Annotated in this window: 18 protein-coding genes; 16 read left to right on the top strand and 2 right to left on the bottom strand. The window is 42.2% G+C overall.

Translation table 11 applies throughout. The annotated features are described in order from the left end of the window. The first annotated feature begins 7 nt into the window (after positions 1-7). From ACGG81_RS08280 to ACGG81_RS08250, 7 genes are read left to right on the top strand one after another with little or no spacing between them, the layout of a single operon-like run. Positions 8-2,410 (top strand): U32 family peptidase, encoded by a 2,403-nt coding sequence (locus tag ACGG81_RS08280; RefSeq protein ID WP_116442308.1) that lies wholly within the window; start codon positions 8-10, stop codon positions 2,408-2,410. 8 nt (positions 2,411-2,418) lie between these two features. Further along, the gene (locus tag ACGG81_RS08275; RefSeq protein WP_390107800.1) at positions 2,419-3,843 is read left to right on the top strand and encodes an FtsW/RodA/SpoVE family cell cycle protein; all 1,425 of its coding nucleotides are present in this window, start codon (positions 2,419-2,421) and stop codon (positions 3,841-3,843) included. A gap of 37 nt (positions 3,844-3,880) precedes the next feature. Next, complete coding sequence (locus ACGG81_RS08270; protein WP_051122649.1) at positions 3,881-5,221, top strand: peptidoglycan D,D-transpeptidase FtsI family protein; 1,341 nt, start codon at positions 3,881-3,883, stop codon at positions 5,219-5,221. 23 nt (positions 5,222-5,244) lie between these two features. After that, on the top strand, positions 5,245-5,586 hold the full coding sequence (locus ACGG81_RS08265; RefSeq protein WP_390107797.1) for a hypothetical protein: 342 nt from the start codon (positions 5,245-5,247) through the stop codon (positions 5,584-5,586). Positions 5,587-5,597: 11 nt separating this feature from the next. Further along, entirely contained in the window at positions 5,598-6,602 is a 1,005-nt protein-coding gene (locus tag ACGG81_RS08260; RefSeq protein ID WP_390107794.1) for a DUF2953 domain-containing protein, read from the top strand. A gap of 12 nt (positions 6,603-6,614) precedes the next feature. Continuing rightward, on the top strand, positions 6,615-7,022 hold the full coding sequence (locus ACGG81_RS08255) for a GerW family sporulation protein (RefSeq protein ID WP_008975304.1): 408 nt from the start codon (positions 6,615-6,617) through the stop codon (positions 7,020-7,022). A 57-nt stretch (positions 7,023-7,079) separates the two neighbouring features. Further along, on the top strand, positions 7,080-7,217 hold the full coding sequence (locus ACGG81_RS08250; protein ID WP_008975305.1) for a hypothetical protein: 138 nt from the start codon (positions 7,080-7,082) through the stop codon (positions 7,215-7,217). 124 nt (positions 7,218-7,341) lie between these two features. Here the strand turns inward: ACGG81_RS08250 and rpmB are convergent, their stop codons facing one another. Beyond that, entirely contained in the window at positions 7,342-7,527 is a 186-nt protein-coding gene (gene rpmB / locus ACGG81_RS08245) for a 50S ribosomal protein L28 (protein ID WP_008975306.1), read from the bottom strand. 205 nt (positions 7,528-7,732) lie between these two features. On the opposite strand from rpmB, the gene ACGG81_RS08240 reads away from it, so the two are divergent. The 8 genes from ACGG81_RS08240 to ACGG81_RS08205 all read left to right on the top strand — a co-directional run bounded on the left by ACGG81_RS08240 (position 7,733) and on the right by ACGG81_RS08205 (position 14,640). Continuing rightward, positions 7,733-8,092: an Asp23/Gls24 family envelope stress response protein gene (locus tag ACGG81_RS08240; protein WP_009262041.1), complete on the top strand. Its 360-nt coding sequence runs from the start codon at positions 7,733-7,735 to the stop codon at positions 8,090-8,092. 17 nt (positions 8,093-8,109) lie between these two features. Then, a complete protein-coding gene (locus ACGG81_RS08235) occupies positions 8,110-9,771 on the top strand; it encodes a DAK2 domain-containing protein (protein ID WP_008975308.1) in 1,662 nt (553 codons plus the stop codon). A 197-nt stretch (positions 9,772-9,968) separates the two neighbouring features. Then, positions 9,969-12,026, top strand: a complete 2,058-nt coding sequence (recG, locus tag ACGG81_RS08230; RefSeq protein WP_270196057.1) for an ATP-dependent DNA helicase RecG — start codon at positions 9,969-9,971, stop codon at positions 12,024-12,026. Positions 12,027-12,184: 158 nt separating this feature from the next. After that, entirely contained in the window at positions 12,185-12,391 is a 207-nt protein-coding gene (locus ACGG81_RS08225; RefSeq protein WP_009262038.1) for an alpha/beta-type small acid-soluble spore protein, read from the top strand. 142 nt (positions 12,392-12,533) lie between these two features. Next, positions 12,534-12,869 carry a cyclic-di-AMP receptor gene (locus ACGG81_RS08220; RefSeq protein ID WP_008975312.1) on the top strand — a complete coding sequence of 112 codons (336 nt, stop codon included), beginning with the start codon at positions 12,534-12,536 and terminating at the stop codon, positions 12,867-12,869. A gap of 138 nt (positions 12,870-13,007) precedes the next feature. Beyond that, positions 13,008-13,577, top strand: a complete 570-nt coding sequence (gene rsmD, locus ACGG81_RS08215) for a 16S rRNA (guanine(966)-N(2))-methyltransferase RsmD (protein WP_016438552.1) — start codon at positions 13,008-13,010, stop codon at positions 13,575-13,577. Then, a complete protein-coding gene (gene coaD / locus ACGG81_RS08210; RefSeq protein ID WP_008975314.1) occupies positions 13,571-14,062 on the top strand; it encodes a pantetheine-phosphate adenylyltransferase in 492 nt (163 codons plus the stop codon). Before rsmD ends, coaD begins: the two co-directional genes overlap by 7 nt. A 2-nt stretch (positions 14,063-14,064) precedes the next feature. Beyond that, positions 14,065-14,640 carry a hypothetical protein gene (locus tag ACGG81_RS08205; protein ID WP_008975315.1) on the top strand — a complete coding sequence of 192 codons (576 nt, stop codon included), beginning with the start codon at positions 14,065-14,067 and terminating at the stop codon, positions 14,638-14,640. Between the two features lie 2 nt (positions 14,641-14,642). Here the strand turns inward: ACGG81_RS08205 and ACGG81_RS08200 are convergent, their stop codons facing one another. Further along, entirely contained in the window at positions 14,643-15,596 is a 954-nt protein-coding gene (locus tag ACGG81_RS08200; protein ID WP_270196058.1) for a nucleoside recognition domain-containing protein, read from the bottom strand. 174 nt (positions 15,597-15,770) lie between these two features. Here ACGG81_RS08200 and ACGG81_RS08195 point away from each other — a divergent pair, with 174 nt between their 5' ends. Continuing rightward, positions 15,771-16,655: a M23 family metallopeptidase gene (locus ACGG81_RS08195; RefSeq protein WP_390107785.1), complete on the top strand. Its 885-nt coding sequence runs from the start codon at positions 15,771-15,773 to the stop codon at positions 16,653-16,655. Positions 16,656-16,767: the final 112 nt, after the last annotated feature.

The raw sequence follows: 16,767 nt of genomic DNA, 5'->3' as shown, positions 1-16,767 counted from the left end.
TAGAAAAATGAAAAGAATAGAAATATTGGCACCGGCAGGATCCTATGAAAGTTTGGAGGCAGCTGTTTTAGCAGGAGCAGATGCGGTCTATGTCGGAGGAAATAAATTTGGTGCGCGGGCATTCGCAAATAATTTTTCAGAGGAGCAGATGTTGGAGGCGATTGATTTTGTCCACCTGCACGACCGAAAGATTTATATGACTGTGAATACGCTTTTAAAAGAAAAAGAAATTGAAAATGAACTGTATCAGTATATTGAGCCGTATTACAGGCAGGGGCTGGATGCAGTGATCGTACAGGATTTGGGTGTGCTGTCATTTCTGCGGCAGCATTTTCCGAATTTGCCTATTCATGCAAGCACGCAGATGACTGTGACAAATGTGCTTGGAGCAAAATTCCTCGAGGAGCAGGGGGTGGAGCGGGTTGTCACTTCCAGGGAACTCCAGCTTGAGGAAGTGAGGGCGATTACGGAACAGACAAATCTGGAAGTGGAAAGTTTCGTACATGGAGCGCTCTGCTATTGCTATTCAGGGCAGTGTCTGTACAGCAGTATGATCGGAGGAAGGAGCGGGAACAGGGGGCAGTGTGCCCAGCCTTGCCGTCTGCCTTATAAGGTTGGCAAAAGTGGGAAAGAGTCTTATGTTCTGAGCCTTAAAGATATCTGTACGCTTGATTACATTCCGGAGTTGTGTGAGGCGGGAATTTATTCTTTTAAAATTGAAGGAAGAATGAAAAAACCAGAATATGTGGCGGCTGTTACTGCGATGTACCGCAAATATGCGGATCTTTATCTGACACAGGGAAAGAAAGGGTTTGCTGTATCTCGCAAGGATAAAGAGATGCTGATGGATATTTATAACCGCGGAGGGTTTCACGGGGGATATTATCACACGAGAAATGGAAGAGAAATGATCTCGCTGTCCAGACCGAATCATGCGGGTGTGGAAGCTGTGAAAGTGTTAAAACAGCAAGGAAAACAAGTGACTGCCAAAGCACTTCGTCCATTGGAAAAAGGAGATGTTCTGGAGATGCCAGACAAAAAAGAGACGTATACAGTTGGACAGGCGGTGGCAGAAGGACAGAAAATTTCCTTTGTGACACATAAGCATCAGAGAATCAGTGACGGGATGTCATTGTATCGTACGCGGAATGAAAAATTGCTCTCACAGATAAAAAACGACATTTTTAGAGAAAAAGTGCAGGAAAAAATTAAGGGGAATTTAATTCTTTCTCCGGGAAAATCTGCTATACTACAATTACAGTGGAAACAGATTGCTGTGGAAGTCGAAGGAGCTGTGGCAGAAATCCCGCAGAATTCTCCGTTGGATGTTGCGCGGATTGAAAAGCAGATGAAAAAGACAGGAAATACGCCATTTCAATTTGAAGAGATTCAGGTTTGTGTGAAAGAAGATGTCTTTCTTCCAATGCAGCAGTTAAATGAGCTGCGAAGAAAAGGGCTGGAGGCTTTGGAAGCAAAGATTGTGTCACAGTATAGAAGAAGCGGTTCAGAAGAAGTGGAGAAAGAAAAAAGGGGAAGAGAAGCAAAGATACTGGATACTGGAAGAAGTCTGCATTTGCAACCAGAAGCAGCAACAGCAGAGATGTATGCATATGCGGAACAGGGATGCCAGTTGGAGCCGATTGCCGAGGCTTCATGGATTTCCAGGGTATATATTGACTGTAATATGTTTCCGGGAATCTTACAATCTGCCAAGATGAATGAGGCTATTAGCTTTTTGCACGAAAAAGGGAAAACAGTATTTCTTGCAATGCCTCATATTTTCAGAGATAGGACAAGAAAGCGCTATGAGAAAAATTATAGGCAGCTTGAGGAGCAGTTTGACGGTGTGCTTGTTCGAAATATGGAATCCGTTCAGTTTTTACGAGAGCATTCTTATGAGAAGACAATTGTGGCAGATCACCATATCTATCAGTTTAATCACTATGCGAAGGAATTTTGGAAAAAATATGTGTCAGAACTTTCGGCACCGTTGGAATTGAATTGCCATGAACTCTCGGAGCTGGGATGCGAAGGGATGGAGCTGTTGATTTATGGATATCTGCCGATGATGGTATCTGCCCAGTGCGTGCAGAAGACAACGGCGGGCTGTGCACATCAGACGGGATTTCTTACTATGAAAGACCGCTGTCAGAAGTCATTCCAGGTAAAAAACTGTTGTGAAGAGTGTTACAATATCATTTATAACACTGCGCCGGTTGTATTGATCGACCAAAAGAGGGAGATTGAAAGGCTGGCCCCGGCAGCACTTAGACTTGCATTTACTTTGGAAGATGAGCAAAGGACAAGGCAGATGCTTGCGCTTTATCAGGAAGTATTTCTGAACAAAGCAGAAATTGGAGAACTTCCGTTTGAATTTACAAGAGGACATTTTAAAAGGGGTATAAAGTAGGTGAAACATTGGTAAATATTATAGTTGAATTTTCAAAATATCTGTTGATTGTTCTGATGACAGTATATACGTATTCTTGTTTTTCTGTATTTCGTTATGAATACGAGGAGGACAGGCAGCAGATTCTATTAAGACAGAATAAGCTGATGTTTTCCATTCAGTTGATCGCATATGGGGTCATGTATCTGAAGACCGGAAAGACAGAGATTATATTTTTCTATTTGGCGCAGGTGATTTTATTTCTTGCGGTGATCGCACTGTATACGATTCTTTATCCGAACGTATCAAGAGTCGTAATCAACAACATGTGTATGCTTTTATCAATCGGTTTTATTATGATTTTGCGCTTGAATACAGAGAAGGCAATCAAACAGTTTATTTTTGTTGGAATCTCGATGATAATAAGTCTGATCGTTCCGGTTGTCATACGAAAGATGAAGTCGTTGGCGGAATGGACTTATATTTATGCAGGCGTAGGTCTTGCGGCACTTGCACTTGTTGCGATATTTGCGGTGACATCCGGCGGGGCAAAACTTGGGTTTTCTGTTGCAGGGATCAGTATCCAGCCGTCGGAGTTTGTAAAGATTTCGTTTGTATTTTTTGTGGCGGCGAGTCTTCGGAAATCGACAGACTTTAAAAATGTAGTGATCACGACGGCAATTGCCGCGGCACACGTGCTGATTCTTGTGGCATCGACAGATCTGGGAGCTGCTCTGATTTTGTTTGTTGTGTACCTGATCATGCTTTATGTGGCGACAAAGCAGCCACTTTATCTGGCCGGAGGAATGCTGGCAGGAAGTGGCGCGGCAGTGATCGCTTATCATTTGTTCCGACACATCAAGGTTCGTGTATCTGTCTGGAAAGATCCGTTTGCAACTTATGAAACCGGAGGTTTTCAGGTGGCGCAGTCGCTGTTTGCAATTGGAACCGGAGGGTGGTTAGGTATGGGACTTTGTCAGGGATCTCCGGAGAGTATACCGGTAGCAGCAGAAGATTTTATTTTTTCTGCGATTGTGGAGGAACTGGGGTTGATTTTCGGACTATGCTTGATCCTTGTTTGTGTAAGTTGCTATATTATGTTTTTGAATATCGCCATGCAGCTGAGAAACCGATTCTATAAGCTTGTAGCGTTAGGGCTTGGTACCTGCTATATCTTTCAGGTATTTCTAACGATCGGCGGTGTGACAAAATTTATCCCATCTACCGGGGTGACACTTCCACTTGTCAGTTACGGAGGAAGTTCTATCTTAAGTACACTGATCATGTTTGCGATTATTCAGGGACTGTATATTTTAAGAGAAGATGAGGAAGAGATTATTGAGAGAAAGAAAGCAAGACAATTACGAGATGAGAGAAGACGGGAAGCGTTCCAAAAGGAAACGAGAAAAAGAAAGACAAAAAAAGAAGAAAGCTACAAACAAAGAATTCGCTAGAGTGACCTACTTGTTTGTTACATTGTTTCTTGTTCTGATGGGATATATTGTATATTTTAATGTGGTGAAGAGTGAAAAAATTATTAATAGTCCGTATAATACAAGACAGGATACATTTTCTGACCGTGTTGTGAGAGGTTCGATCCTTGACCGAAATGGAGAGGTACTGGCAAAGACGGAAGTGGCAGAAGATGGAAGTGAGATGCGTACCTATCCGTATGGCGAAGTATTTGCCCATGTAGTCGGTTATGATGTCAACGGAAAGAGCGGACTGGAATCTGCAGAAAATTTTGATCTTCTGACTTCCAATGCTTTTTTTGTAGAGCGGATTATCAAAGAATTTCAGGCGAAAAAAAATACCGGGGACAGTGTTGTAACAACACTGGATGCAAAACTGCAGACAACAGCATACAATGCATTGGGAGATGAAAAAGGTGCAGTTGTTGTCATGGAGGCGGATACCGGGAAAATATTGGCGATGGTTTCCAAGCCGTCCTTTGATCCGAATAGTGTTGAAGACAACTGGGAATATTTAAACGCGGACAATGAGCAGAGTCCTCTTTTAAACCGTGCCATGCAGGGAGCTTATGCTCCGGGTTCAATCTTCAAGATAGTAACAGCGCTGGAATATATCCGGGAGCAGCCGGCCTATGGTGCATATACATATGATTGCTATGGGGAAATTACTTATGATGGTACTACGATCCCGTGTTTTAATCATATCGCACATGGATTTCAGGATCTGAATACTTCTTTTGCCAATTCATGTAACTCCTCATTTGCAAATATTGGATTGAGTCTTGACAGAAAATCCTATGCAAAGACATGTAAACAGCTGCTCTTTAATTCTAAGTTGCCATCGGTGTTGGATTACCGGAAGAGTGATTTTTCTTTAGAGGAAACATCGACAAGCGCGGAAGTGATGATGACTGCCATGGGACAGGGAGATACACAGGTCAGTCCATATCATATGGCACTGATCACATCGGCGGTGGCAAATGGCGGAAAACTGATGAAGCCTTATCTTGTGAGTGAAGTGACGAATTATACCGGAACACCGGTGAAAAAGAACAAACCTTCCGTTTATAAGGAATTGATGACGGCGGAAGAGGCATCCATTCTGACACAGTATATGACATCGGTTGTGACACAGGGAACCGGAATGGAGCTTTCTGGAGAAAGTTACAGTGTTGCCGGGAAGACAGGGACTGCAGAATATGGTTCCGACGGTCAGAGTCATTCCTGGTTTGTCGGGTTTACAAATGTGGAGGATCCGGAACTTGTTGTCAGTGTGATCGTAGAAGGAAATGAGATGCAGACCGGTGGAAGGGCGATTCCGGTTGCAAAAGCTATTATGAATGCGTATTATTATGAATAAGGGCAGTGCATTTTGGAAAAAAGATGAAAAGAGATAAAGAAGGCGGACAGATGAATATTTATAGGAAGCTCTATGTCGGGGAATCTATCAAAGGAAAAGAAAAATCAATTTTACGGAAAATAAAGTATAAAAGGCCACAACTTCAAGCATATGTGATTGTGCTTTCCCAAAAAGAAGGGGAACAGCTGGAAATTTATCATGCAGCAATGCTTCTTCAACCGCTCTATTTTGAGAAGGATCCATGGATCGTTGGAATTGCGGCAAGTGAATGGGAAGCATATGAGCTTGTGAGAAAAATCGCAGAGGAAGTGCATGAGGCCACAAAGACACTTGAGATGAAAAAATATATTCAGGAAAGGATCTGACAGGTAAAGTTATGCTGCATATTTTGTTGCTGATTTTAAAATGGATAGGGATTGTACTGGCGGTTTTCTTGCTCTTAGTATTGTTACTCATTAATTTGGGACTATTTGTTCCCATTCGGTACCGTGCAGATGCATCCTGTCAAAATGATATAGAGACACTGGAAGCAGAGTTTGAACTTTCTTGGATGTGGAAATTATTTTTTTTGACTGCCTGCTGGAAAAAAGGGAAAGCGGATATGAAAATCAGAATCGGTTGGAAATATCTGTTCTCGGAAGAAAAAGAAGGAAAGTCGGAAGAAAAAATCGAAGTTCCAGAAGAAAAAGAAGAAAATGATCTTCAGAAAGAAAAAGAGGAACAGAAATTTTTAAAGGAGCAGAAAGAGAGTCTGCCGCCGGAGAAAACAAATCGTTCTCTGCCTGAAAATAACGTGCAAGAGCAGGCGGAGAAAAGAGAGTGTCGTCAGCAGAAAACGGAATCTGGGATAGACAAAGAAGAGGAAGAAAAGGAAAGTTTCACAGCTGATCGGCGAAAAGCAGGCGGCAGAAAGAAAAAGCCTCTTTGGGACCGTATGAAAGAGAAAATTTCTGAGTGGATAGAAAGCTGCAAAAGTTTTTGGAGAAAGATTCTTGCAATAGGAAGAAATCTTCGAGGAAAAAAGGAACAAATCGAAAGCTTTCTCACAGATGCTTCTCATCGCAGGGCATTTTGCAGTCTGAAGCGGGAAGTGCGAAGGTTTCTTGGACATGTCTCTCCGAAAGATGTTAAGATTGTAGGAAAAATTGGTCTGGAAGATCCGTATATGACCGGACAGGCGCTGGCAGTGCTTGGTATGCTGTTCCCGTTTTTGGGGGAGAATACAGTTATTGTACCGGATTTTGAGAATAAAGTATTAGAGGGTTCTGTCCATATAGAGGGCAAAATCCATAATTTCCGGATACTAGCCATTCTGTGGAGATTGATCAAAGACCGAGATGTAAGAAAAATCATCATAGATATCAAAAAATTAAAATGGTAGGAGGAAAATGTGATGGCAGAGAACAAATTTAATGGAACAGTAGAAGCTCTTTTTCATGGAATGGACAGTGTCCTTTCTTCGAAGACAGTGGTAGGTGAGGCGATTCATATTGGAGACACGATCATCCTGCCTCTGGTGGAGGTTTCCTTTGGTGTTGGAGCAGGAGCTTTTGCAGGTGAACAGAAAGACAGAGCGGGAGGAGGTCTTGGTGGAAAGATGTCACCGAGTGCAGTTCTTGTTATTCAGAATGGTACAACAAGACTTGTGAACATTAAAAATCAGGATACTATCACAAAAATTCTTGATATGGTTCCAGAGGTTATTGACCGCTTTAGCTCCAAGGGCGAGAAGACAGTGACAGAAAAAGAAGTAAATGAAATGCTGAGTGAAGCGGAAGCAGATAAGAACGGACAGGCATAAGAACAGAAAGCCTGCATAAACTGGAAGTAAAGAAAGTGTTTGAAACGGGGGACATAGATGAAACGTGTTGCAGGATTTGCGCTGTTTTTTGTGGCGATCGGGATGTTGATTACAATGTTCCTTGAAAATACTTTCTGGACAGTGATGCTGATACTGATCTGTATTCTGGCAGGATATTTGCTGTTTAGCTGCTGATAGGAAAACAGGGAGAAGTTCTCCTCTGTTTTTTCTTTTCGTGAAATTGGCTTTCGAACGGAAAAAGAGCCTGTATCTTATCATTTATCAAAACGATAAGATACAGGCTCTTTTTTAAGGCTGATTAAGCACGTTCAACTTTGCCAGATTTTAAGCAAGAAGTACAAACATACATTTTTTTAGAACCGCCTTCTGTTTTAACTCTTACTGATTTTACATTTGATTTCCACATTTTTGGTGTTTTTCTATTAGAGTGACTTACGTTATTTCCGAAGTGAGCACCCTTTTCACAAATAGCACATTTAGCCATAATTGCACCTCCTAACGATCTTAATAGTCTTCTTTAGACTCATAACACTGTTTATTCTATCAGAAAGTGTTGGATTTTGCAAGCATAAAATTCAAAAAGGAAAAACTTTAGTAGGAATTCTTGTAAAGTGAAGCAAAACAGAGTATAATACATATGTTAAATGCATGCGAAGCGAAAAAATCCAGAAGAATTGGAGGGAATAGATATGAAAGGTTGTATGAGTACAGAACTTGGAATCATTACTATTGATTCGGAGGTAATTGCAAAATATGCAGGTTCGGTTGCTGTGGAGTGCTTCGGGATTGTCGGAATGGCAGCAGTCAGCATGAAGGACGGACTTGTAAAATTACTAAAGAAAGAAAGCCTGACACACGGGATTCAGGTATCCATCTCAGATGAGAACAAGATTACTTTAAACTTTCATGTGATCGTTGTATATGGGGTTAGTATTTCGGCGGTATCTGATAATCTGATCAGTAACGTCAAATATAAAGTAGAAGAATTTTCTGGTATGCCGGTGGAGAAGATCAATATCTTCGTAGAAGGCGTAAGAGTTATTGATTAGTTAAGGAGGAACTCATTGTGGCAATGAAGACAATGAATGCAGAGATGCTCAGAAAGATGTTTCTGGCAGGAGCTGCGAACATAGAAGCAAAGAAAGAATTTATCAACGAACTGAATGTATTTCCGGTTCCAGATGGAGATACGGGTACCAATATGTCTCTGACTATCATGTCAGCAGCCAAAGAAGTATCTGCGTTGGAGAAAGTGGAGATGGAGACACTTGCAAAGGCAATTTCATCTGGTTCCCTCAGAGGTGCAAGAGGAAATTCCGGTGTTATTCTCTCTCAGCTGTTCCGTGGTTTCACAAAGGGGATCAAGGAGTATGATGAAGTAGATGTAGTTGTACTTGCCAATGCATGTGAAAAAGCGAAGGAGACCGCTTACAAGGCTGTCATGAAACCAAAGGAAGGTACGATTCTTACTGTTGCAAGAGGGATTGCAGAGAAAGCGATGGAACTGGTCGGAGAGACAGATGACTTGGAAGAGTTTATCCCGCAAGTGATCGCCCATGCCGAATATGTACTTTCTCAGACACCGGATATGCTCCCGGTCTTAAAAGAAGCGGGTGTTGTGGATTCCGGCGGACAAGGACTTTTAGAAGTTTTAAAGGGTGCTTATGATGCATTTCTTGGCAAAGAGGTAGATTATAGCGCGATTTCCGCAGGAAGCGGTGCTACGGTGACAAGAGTCAGCCAGGATACAGCTGCACATATTAAGTTTGGTTATTGCACAGAATTTATCATCATGACAGAAAAGCATTTTACAGAGGCAGATGAGATGGAATTTAAAGCTTATCTGGAATCGATCGGAGATTCTATTGTATGTGTTGCAGATGATGAGATTGTGAAAATCCATGTGCACACAAATGATCCGGGTCTTGCAATTCAGAAAGCACTCACTTATGGACAATTGTCTCGTATGAAGATTGACAATATGCGTGAGGAACATCAAGAGAAGCTGATTCGTGATGCAGAGAAACTCGCAGCACAGCAGGCTGCTGAGAAGAAAGAAGTTCCTATGAAAGATATGGGATTTATCGCAGTTTCTATCGGAGAAGGAATGAACGAAATTTTCCGTGAACTTGGAGCAGACTACATTATTGAAGGTGGTCAGACAATGAACCCAAGTACAGAGGACATGCTCACAGCTATCGATGCGGTTCATGCAAAACATATCTTTATTCTTCCGAATAATAAGAATATCATTCTTGCCGCTAATCAGGCAAAAGAGCTGACAGAAGATAAAGATATTATTGTAATTCCGACAAAGACCGTGCCTCAGGGCATTACAGCAATTATCAATTTTTCCCCGGAAAATGATGCTGACTGGAATGAAGAAACTATGTTGGAAGAAATAAAAAATGTAAAATCAGGCCAGGTAACCTATGCGGTCAGAGATACAAAGATTGATGACAAGGAAATTCATCAAGGAGATATCATGGGAATCGGTGACAGTGGAATTCTTGCTGTCGGAACTTCTGTGGAGGAGACAACAAAGGAGATGCTCGCACATCTTGTGACAGAAGACTCAGAATTAATCAGCCTGTACTATGGGGAAGAGGTATCCGAGGAAGAGGCGGATAGATTCACAGAAGAACTGGAAGAGATTTATCCGGACGTGGATGTAGATACACATTTTGGAGGTCAGCCGATCTACTATTATGTAGTATCTGTTGAGTAGGAGAGAAGCAGAGCAATTCTGCCATTAGAAAATCATATATGGGAAAGCTGCCGTGGGATAAGATCGGGCTGCACAAGGGAAAATCAGAAATGGTGGGATAGTGCAACAATCGATTTGTCTTACGGCTTTTTTCTATCGAGGTATTTTAAGAAAATGGTCGGTGAAAAATCTACTAAAAAAGGAGAAAAAAGAAATTCATGAATGAGCAGTCGGGAGTCGGAGAATTAAAAGGAATTGGAGAGAAGACAGAAAAGCTGTTTCAGAAACTAGGGGTTTTTACTGTGGGAGATCTGATTCGGTATTTTCCGCGTGGGTATGATGTCTATGATCCACCTGTTAGTATAGGGGAAATTCAGGAACAGAAAGTGCAGGCGGTCAGAGGCATGATTTATGGGACGCTTCAGGTGAGCAGCCGGGGGGCTCAGGTGACAAGCGGATATCTAAAAGATATGACGGGAACAATAAAGATTGTCTGGTACCGGATGCCTTTTCTGAGAAATACATTGCAAAATGGTCAGATTGTGATTCTGCGCGGAAGGGTTGTGACAAAAAAGGGAGTTAGAGTTATGGAACATCCGGAGATTTTTTCTCCGGCGGATAGCTATGAAAAAAAATTAGATACGCTTCAGCCAATTTACCCCCTGACGGCAGGACTGACCAATAATGCGGTGATGAAAGCGGTGCGACAGGCTCTTGATTATCTAGAACTGCAAAAAGAGATCCTTCCGGCAACCGTGCGTATGAAATACCATCTGGCAGAGTATAACTTTTCAGTGAGAGGAATACATTTTCCAAAAGAAAAGCAGGAATTTTATCAGGCGAGAGAGAGATTGGTCTTTGAGGAGTTCCTTGTATTTATTCTTTCGCTGCGGCAAATGAAAGAAAAGAAAGAGCGAAGTCGAAATCAGTTTCCGGTTCATCCGTCAGAAGAGATAGAAGTGTTTTTGAAAAAGCTTCCTTATGAATTGACGAATGCCCAGAAAAAAGTATGGGAACAGCTTCAAAAAGATATGGCAGGCACACATACGATGGCGCGTCTGATTCAAGGGGACGTCGGATCAGGTAAGACGATCATAGCAGTCTTAAGTTTGATGAGTGTGGCGTTCTGTGGCTGGCAGGGAGCGATGATGGCCCCGACAGAGGTGCTTGCAAGACAGCATTTTGATTCTATCACAGAGATGTTTGAACAATATGAGATTCCGTTAAAAGTAGAATTGCTGACAGGTTCGATGACAGCAAAAGAAAAACGGCTTGCATACGGGCGTATCGAATCGGGGCAGGCACAGATCATTGTCGGAACACACGCGCTGATCCAAGAGAAAGTAACCTATGCGAATCTGGCACTTGTTGTGACTGACGAACAGCATCGATTTGGGGTAAAACAGAGAGAACAGTTTGCGGGAAAAGGGGAACAGCCTCATATTCTTGTTATGAGCGCGACACCGATTCCGCGTACATTGGCGATCATTTTGTACGGGGATCTGGATGTGTCGGTGATCGATGAACTTCCGGCGAACAGGCTCCCGATTAAAAACTGTGTTGTTGATACCAGTTATCGAAAGACGGCATACCAGTTTATCAGACGCCAGGTAGCGGAGGGAAGGCAGTGTTATGTAATCTGTCCGATGGTGGAAGAGAGTGAACATCTGGAGGCGGAAAATGTTATCGATTATGCGGAAAAGCTACAGGGAGAATTGGGGGAGGACATTATTGTAGATTTTCTGCACGGGAAAATGAAACAGTCGCAAAAGGATGAGATTATGGAGCGGTTTGGAAAGAATGAATCGCAGGTGCTTGTGTCAACAACTGTGATCGAGGTTGGGATCAATGTTCCTAATGCTACGGTCATGATGATCGAAAACGCAGAACGGTTTGGACTTGCACAGCTTCACCAGCTGCGCGGACGTGTCGGCAGAGGGAACTATCAGTCCTACTGTATCTTTATGAGTGGTTCGAAAGGGAAAGAGACAAAAGAACGTCTGGAAATTTTGAATCGTTCTAACGATGGATTTTATATTGCGAATGAAGATTTAAAGCTCCGCGGTCCGGGAGATCTCTTCGGGATCAGGCAGAGCGGTCTGATGGATTTCCGGCTTGGAGACGTCTTTCAAGATGCGAAGATTCTCCAGAGAGCAAATGAGGCGGCAGACTGGATTTTGAAAAATGGAAAAGGGCTTGAAGAAGAGGCGTGCAGAAATCTAAAAGAACATATCCAGCATTCTGTGCAGAAAAGTGCGATCGAGAATACACTGTAAAAGGATAAAATACAAGCTTAGAAGAAACGCAAAATTGTCGTATTGCGAAAAAGAAAAAATTTCCAGTGTAAGAACAGAAAAACTCCATATACTATCCATGTAACAAAAAACAATTGTTACAAAAACAAAAAGATAGTTATTTAAAGGAGGAAAAAATCATGGCAAGTCGTTCATCAAACAGAACAGCAGTACCAGAAGCAAAAGAAGCATTAGACAAATTCAAATACGAGGTAGCAAACGAGCTTGGAGTACCTTTAACAGAAGGATATAACGGAGACCTCACATCCAGACAGAACGGATCTGTTGGTGGATATATGGTAAAGAAAATGATTGAACAGCAGGAGAAACAGATGGCTGGTAAATAAGCCGGAATGTTGATCAAAAAGTAGAAGAATGAGAAAAGCGTATGGGAAAATCCTATGCGCTTTTTCTCATTCTTTGATTGCATATTTTATAAAAAAATGGTAAAATAACGGAAAAGCAAGAGCATGTGAAGGGGGCTTTGAAATGAAGTTAGTATATGCGATCGTACATGATGAAGATAGTGAAAGAGCGACAAGGAAATTGAATGAGAAAAAATTCAGTGTCACAAAGCTTTCCAGTACCGGTGGATTTTTAAAGAGAGGAAATACAACATTGATGATCGGTACAGAGGATGAGAAAGTTCCGGAAGTAATTGAGATTGTGAAAGAAGAATGCGCAAAGAGACAGCAGATCGAAGTGCAGGCTCCATATATGGGAAGCGGTGCTCCTGTGAGCAATTATTCTTTTGTGCCAATCACAGTAGAAGCCGGAGGAGCCACCATCTTTGTGATCAATGTAGAGGAGTTCCATAAAGTATAAAGAATGTGCCAAGGCACATTCTTTTTATATTTGACAATATTACAACAAATTTATATAATAGACGAGAACCGGTATGTTTTTCTGAAAATGCAGTCAGATGCTTGCCGGTAAAAATGAGAAAGAGAGAAAGGAGAACTTATGAGAGTAATTGCAGGAAGCGCGAAAAGATTACAATTAAAGACATTGGATGGTCTGGATACAAGACCGACAACGGACCGTATTAAGGAAACGCTGTTTAATATGATTTCTCCTTACTTATATGATTGCAGATTTCTGGATCTGTTTGCCGGAAGCGGAGGAATCGGGATTGAGGCACTTAGCCGAGGAGCCGGGGAAGCTGTATTTGTGGAGCAGAATCCGAAAGCGATGGCGTGTATCAAAGAGAATCTGAAGAAAACAAAATTGGAAGAACGCGCGGTGACGATGGCGACAGATGTTATGACTGCGCTCAGACGCATGGAAGGAAGCGGAACATTTGACTATATTTTTATGGATCCGCCATATAATAAACTGTTGGAAAAGCAGGTGTTGGAGTATCTTGCAGAATCGAAGCTGATTGATGAGGACAGTGTGATCATCGTAGAGGCATCTAAGTCGACGGACTTTTCTTATGTAGAATCTTTTGGATTTTCGGTGTTGAAAAAGAAAGAATATAAGACCAATCTGCATTTGTTCCTCGCGCTGGAAGGAAGCGAAAGAGTATGTTAAGAGCAATTTATCCGGGCAGTTTTGATCCGGTTACATTTGGACATCTGGATATGATCCGGCGCTCCGGTCAGATCGCAGATGAATTAATTGTCGGTGTGCTGAATAATAAAGCAAAAACGCCGTTGTTTTCTGTGGAAGAACGTGTTAGAATACTAGAAGAAGTGACAAAAGATCTGCCAAATGTCAAGGTGATGGCCTTTGACGGATTGTTGGTAGAGTTTGCAAAGCAGATCGGTGCAAAGGTAATTGTAAGAGGACTGCGCGCGATTACAGATTTTGAATATGAGTTGCAAATGTCACAGACCAATCACAAGTTAGAACCAGAGATAGAGACGATGTTTCTGACCACAAGTCTGGAGTATTCGTTTCTTAGCTCGACAACTGTAAAAGAAGTGGCAGCATTTGGAGGCGACATCACACAGTTTGTACCAGAACTGGTCGTAGATAAGATAGAAGAAAAGATGAAAACCAAAAGGAGAGTGTAACTATGAGCAGCCGTATTGAGCAGATTATTGAAGAGATTGAGGAGTATATTGACGGATGTCCGTTTAAGCCATTATCTACATCAAAGATTATCGTAAATAAGGATCACATTGATGAATTACTTCGGGAACTTCGCATGAAGACACCGGATGAGATCAAGCGTTATCAGAAGATTATTTCTAATAAGGATGCGATTCTTGCAGATGCGCAGGCAAAAGCAGACAGTATGCTGGAGGAAGCGCATGTACAGACAAACGAGCTGGTAAGTGAGCATGAGATTATGCAGCAGGCTTATGCGCAGGCAAATGAAGTTGTGATGGCAGCGACAGAGCAGGCGCAGCAGATTCTTGATAATGCTACAAATGATGCAAATGATATCCGGTTAGGTGCTGTACAATATACAGACGAACTTTTAGCAGGTGTTGAAAGTATTGTCGGACACACAATGGACAGTTATACATCTAAATTTGATGGACTTGTAAATTCACTGAAAGAATGCTATGACGTTGTACGTGCAAATCGTGCGGAGCTTGTTCAGCCGGAAGAAGCAGAGTATGACGGAAATGCAACTCAGAACTAAGGCTAGACGAAGAGTTGGAAGAAAAGAGCTGACAGCATCCCACAGAGAATTGCGGTGATTAGTTTTTGAAGGAAATAAGGAAATATGGAAAGTCCGGTTCCTTCTAACATACAGTTTGTCTGTGCAATCGAGCAGGCACCGCCAAATGCCGTGAGAGAAAGTGTCAGAACGAAGCGTACAGCGCAGGAAGTGTCAGCGGCGCATAACATAGGAATCCCGTTTGTGATTTCTAGAAACGGAAGTGCTATGTGCAGAAGCGGAATTTTCTGCAGTGGGGCAGAGGACAATAGTGAGATTAGGATGGAGAAGAGCATGATATAACCTCCAATCTTTGTGATCGCTTCAAAACTATTCATAATGCAGGTATCCAACATTTGAAATTTGATGCAAATGTGGGGTGCCTGTTTTTTTGTGTTGTCAGAACTGTTTTTTTCTGGCGAAGACGTCTTTTGCTTTTTATGGTAAAAAGGATAGAAAAGAATACTTGATAAGATCGGAGTCAAAAACAAAAGAAATAAAGTCGGGACAAGAAGGGATTTGTCCTGAAAATTTTGCCAGACGATGTAGCTGATGATAAACATCGGACTGGTATTATTGCAAAAAGAAAGCAAGTATTGCCCTTCTGTCTTAGAAATTCGATCTTGCCGGAGAAGGTCTGCGGTAACTTTGGCGCCCATTGGATAACCGCAGAGAAATCCTGCGATAATGGCAAAAGAAGCGTTTTCAGAAGTGCGGAAGAGTCTTCGAAAAAAAGGTCCGAAGATCCGGTCCAGGTAGACGATACTGTTTGTAGAAATCAAAAGTCCGGACAGAATCATAAATGGAAGCAGTGTTGGAAGAACTGTTTGAAACCAGAGAAGAAGTCCTTTGCTTGCTCCAAAAAATACTTCCTGCGGGCACAAGAGCATGATGAGGAAAAAAAGAATGATTCCAAAACTTGCAGCTTTACGTTTCATAGTATGACCTCCTGTGAATGTCCAAATAGATTTTCTGTAATTATTCATATGGGAGAAAATTGCTTTTTATGTCCAATACTCCTCGAGATTAGAAAATAGGAAGTATGGTCCGGATGCGAAAAATATCATAAGCAATGAAAGGCTGACGGATAAAGTCACAGGAAGATTCATAGAATGGTGGTGAAGAAAAACTGCAGGGCGGCAGATAGTATGAGACAGGGAGTATTTGGACGGGAAAGGATCAGACGGATTTTGTTTGTGTTTCTGGCAGCATTTTTCTGTCAGATTGGGCTGCATGAAGTCTATGAAGAGGGGAAATCTGAAAGACTGCATGCGAATACAGTTCAGACAGCAGCGTTTCGGAGACAGTATGTGACGGAGGAAATGGAGTCCTATATACAGAAAGCAGAAGACCCCGGCAGAGACCTTGGAATCTACTGGCTGGAGACAAAATTCGGATACGAAACATTCCCGTGGCAGATTTCCGGTGAAACATTTCAGGAGAGAGAAAAACGCTGGAAGAGAAACCCTTCCTATGAATCATACAGAACTACCTGCCGCGCAATCTGGAATACAGTGAAGTATTTTCCGATACCGGAATCAGAAAAGCCTGGCAGAAAATTTGTGTCCTTTGCAGATTCATGGATGGAAGAGCGAAATTATGGAGGAAAAAGAGGACATGAGGGGACGGATCTGATGGCGGGGGAAAATGTAAGAGGGCTGTATCCAATCATCAGTATAACGGATGGAACTGTGGCAAAGATCGGATGGCTTGAAAAAGGCGGGAACCGGATTGGAATCTGGACTGAGGCGGGGGCGTATTTTTATTATGCACACCTGGATTCCTATGCAAATTTGAAGGTTGGCGATCAGGTGAAAGCCGGGCAGCTTCTTGGATTTATGGGAGATACTGGGTATGGAGAAGCCGGGACAAAAGGAATGTTTCCGGTTCATTTGCACCTCGGTATTTATATTTATCCGGATGGAACTGAGATGAGTATCAACCCGTATGCAATTTTGAAGTATGCAGAGCAGAAAAAATTGAGATATCGATATTAACATTAGACTGCCAGTGCATCAAAAGTGTATTTTTCTGCGCGGGAACGGGATACTTTTCTCTGAGGTTTGGGGTGGTGTAATAAAATGGAATATGATACAATATATTGGGTGA

This window comes from Faecalimonas umbilicata, from assembly GCF_042846195.1.
GTDB classification, from domain to species: Bacteria; Bacillota; Clostridia; order Lachnospirales; family Lachnospiraceae; genus Faecalimonas; species Faecalimonas umbilicata.
Note: the sequence above shows the minus strand (reverse complement) of the source record. Positions and strands in the feature narration are given on the sequence as shown.

What these genes read in the sequence shown, in the direction of transcription:
- ACGG81_RS08265 (WP_390107797.1), top strand. Translation starts at nt 5,245, where the DNA reads ATGAAAAGAGATAAAGAAGGCGGACAGATGAATATTTATAGGAAGCTC.
- ACGG81_RS08250 (WP_008975305.1), top strand. Translation starts at nt 7,080, where the DNA reads ATGAAACGTGTTGCAGGATTTGCGCTGTTTTTTGTGGCGATCGGGATG.
- ACGG81_RS08260 (WP_390107794.1), top strand. Translation starts at nt 5,598, where the DNA reads ATGCTGCATATTTTGTTGCTGATTTTAAAATGGATAGGGATTGTACTG.
- coaD (WP_008975314.1), top strand. Translation starts at nt 13,571, where the DNA reads ATGTTAAGAGCAATTTATCCGGGCAGTTTTGATCCGGTTACATTTGGA.
- ACGG81_RS08225 (WP_009262038.1), top strand. Translation starts at nt 12,185, where the DNA reads ATGGCAAGTCGTTCATCAAACAGAACAGCAGTACCAGAAGCAAAAGAA.
- ACGG81_RS08255 (WP_008975304.1), top strand. Translation starts at nt 6,615, where the DNA reads ATGGCAGAGAACAAATTTAATGGAACAGTAGAAGCTCTTTTTCATGGA.
- ACGG81_RS08195 (WP_390107785.1), top strand. Translation starts at nt 15,771, where the DNA reads ATGGTGGTGAAGAAAAACTGCAGGGCGGCAGATAGTATGAGACAGGGA.
- ACGG81_RS08240 (WP_009262041.1), top strand. Translation starts at nt 7,733, where the DNA reads ATGAAAGGTTGTATGAGTACAGAACTTGGAATCATTACTATTGATTCG.
- ACGG81_RS08200 (WP_270196058.1), bottom strand. Translation starts at nt 15,596, where the DNA reads ATGAAACGTAAAGCTGCAAGTTTTGGAATCATTCTTTTTTTCCTCATC.
- ACGG81_RS08280 (WP_116442308.1), top strand. Translation starts at nt 8, where the DNA reads ATGAAAAGAATAGAAATATTGGCACCGGCAGGATCCTATGAAAGTTTG.
- rpmB (WP_008975306.1), bottom strand. Translation starts at nt 7,527, where the DNA reads ATGGCTAAATGTGCTATTTGTGAAAAGGGTGCTCACTTCGGAAATAAC.
- recG (WP_270196057.1), top strand. Translation starts at nt 9,969, where the DNA reads ATGAATGAGCAGTCGGGAGTCGGAGAATTAAAAGGAATTGGAGAGAAG.
- ACGG81_RS08270 (WP_051122649.1), top strand. Translation starts at nt 3,881, where the DNA reads ATGGGATATATTGTATATTTTAATGTGGTGAAGAGTGAAAAAATTATT.
- ACGG81_RS08220 (WP_008975312.1), top strand. Translation starts at nt 12,534, where the DNA reads ATGAAGTTAGTATATGCGATCGTACATGATGAAGATAGTGAAAGAGCG.
- rsmD (WP_016438552.1), top strand. Translation starts at nt 13,008, where the DNA reads ATGAGAGTAATTGCAGGAAGCGCGAAAAGATTACAATTAAAGACATTG.
- ACGG81_RS08205 (WP_008975315.1), top strand. Translation starts at nt 14,065, where the DNA reads ATGAGCAGCCGTATTGAGCAGATTATTGAAGAGATTGAGGAGTATATT.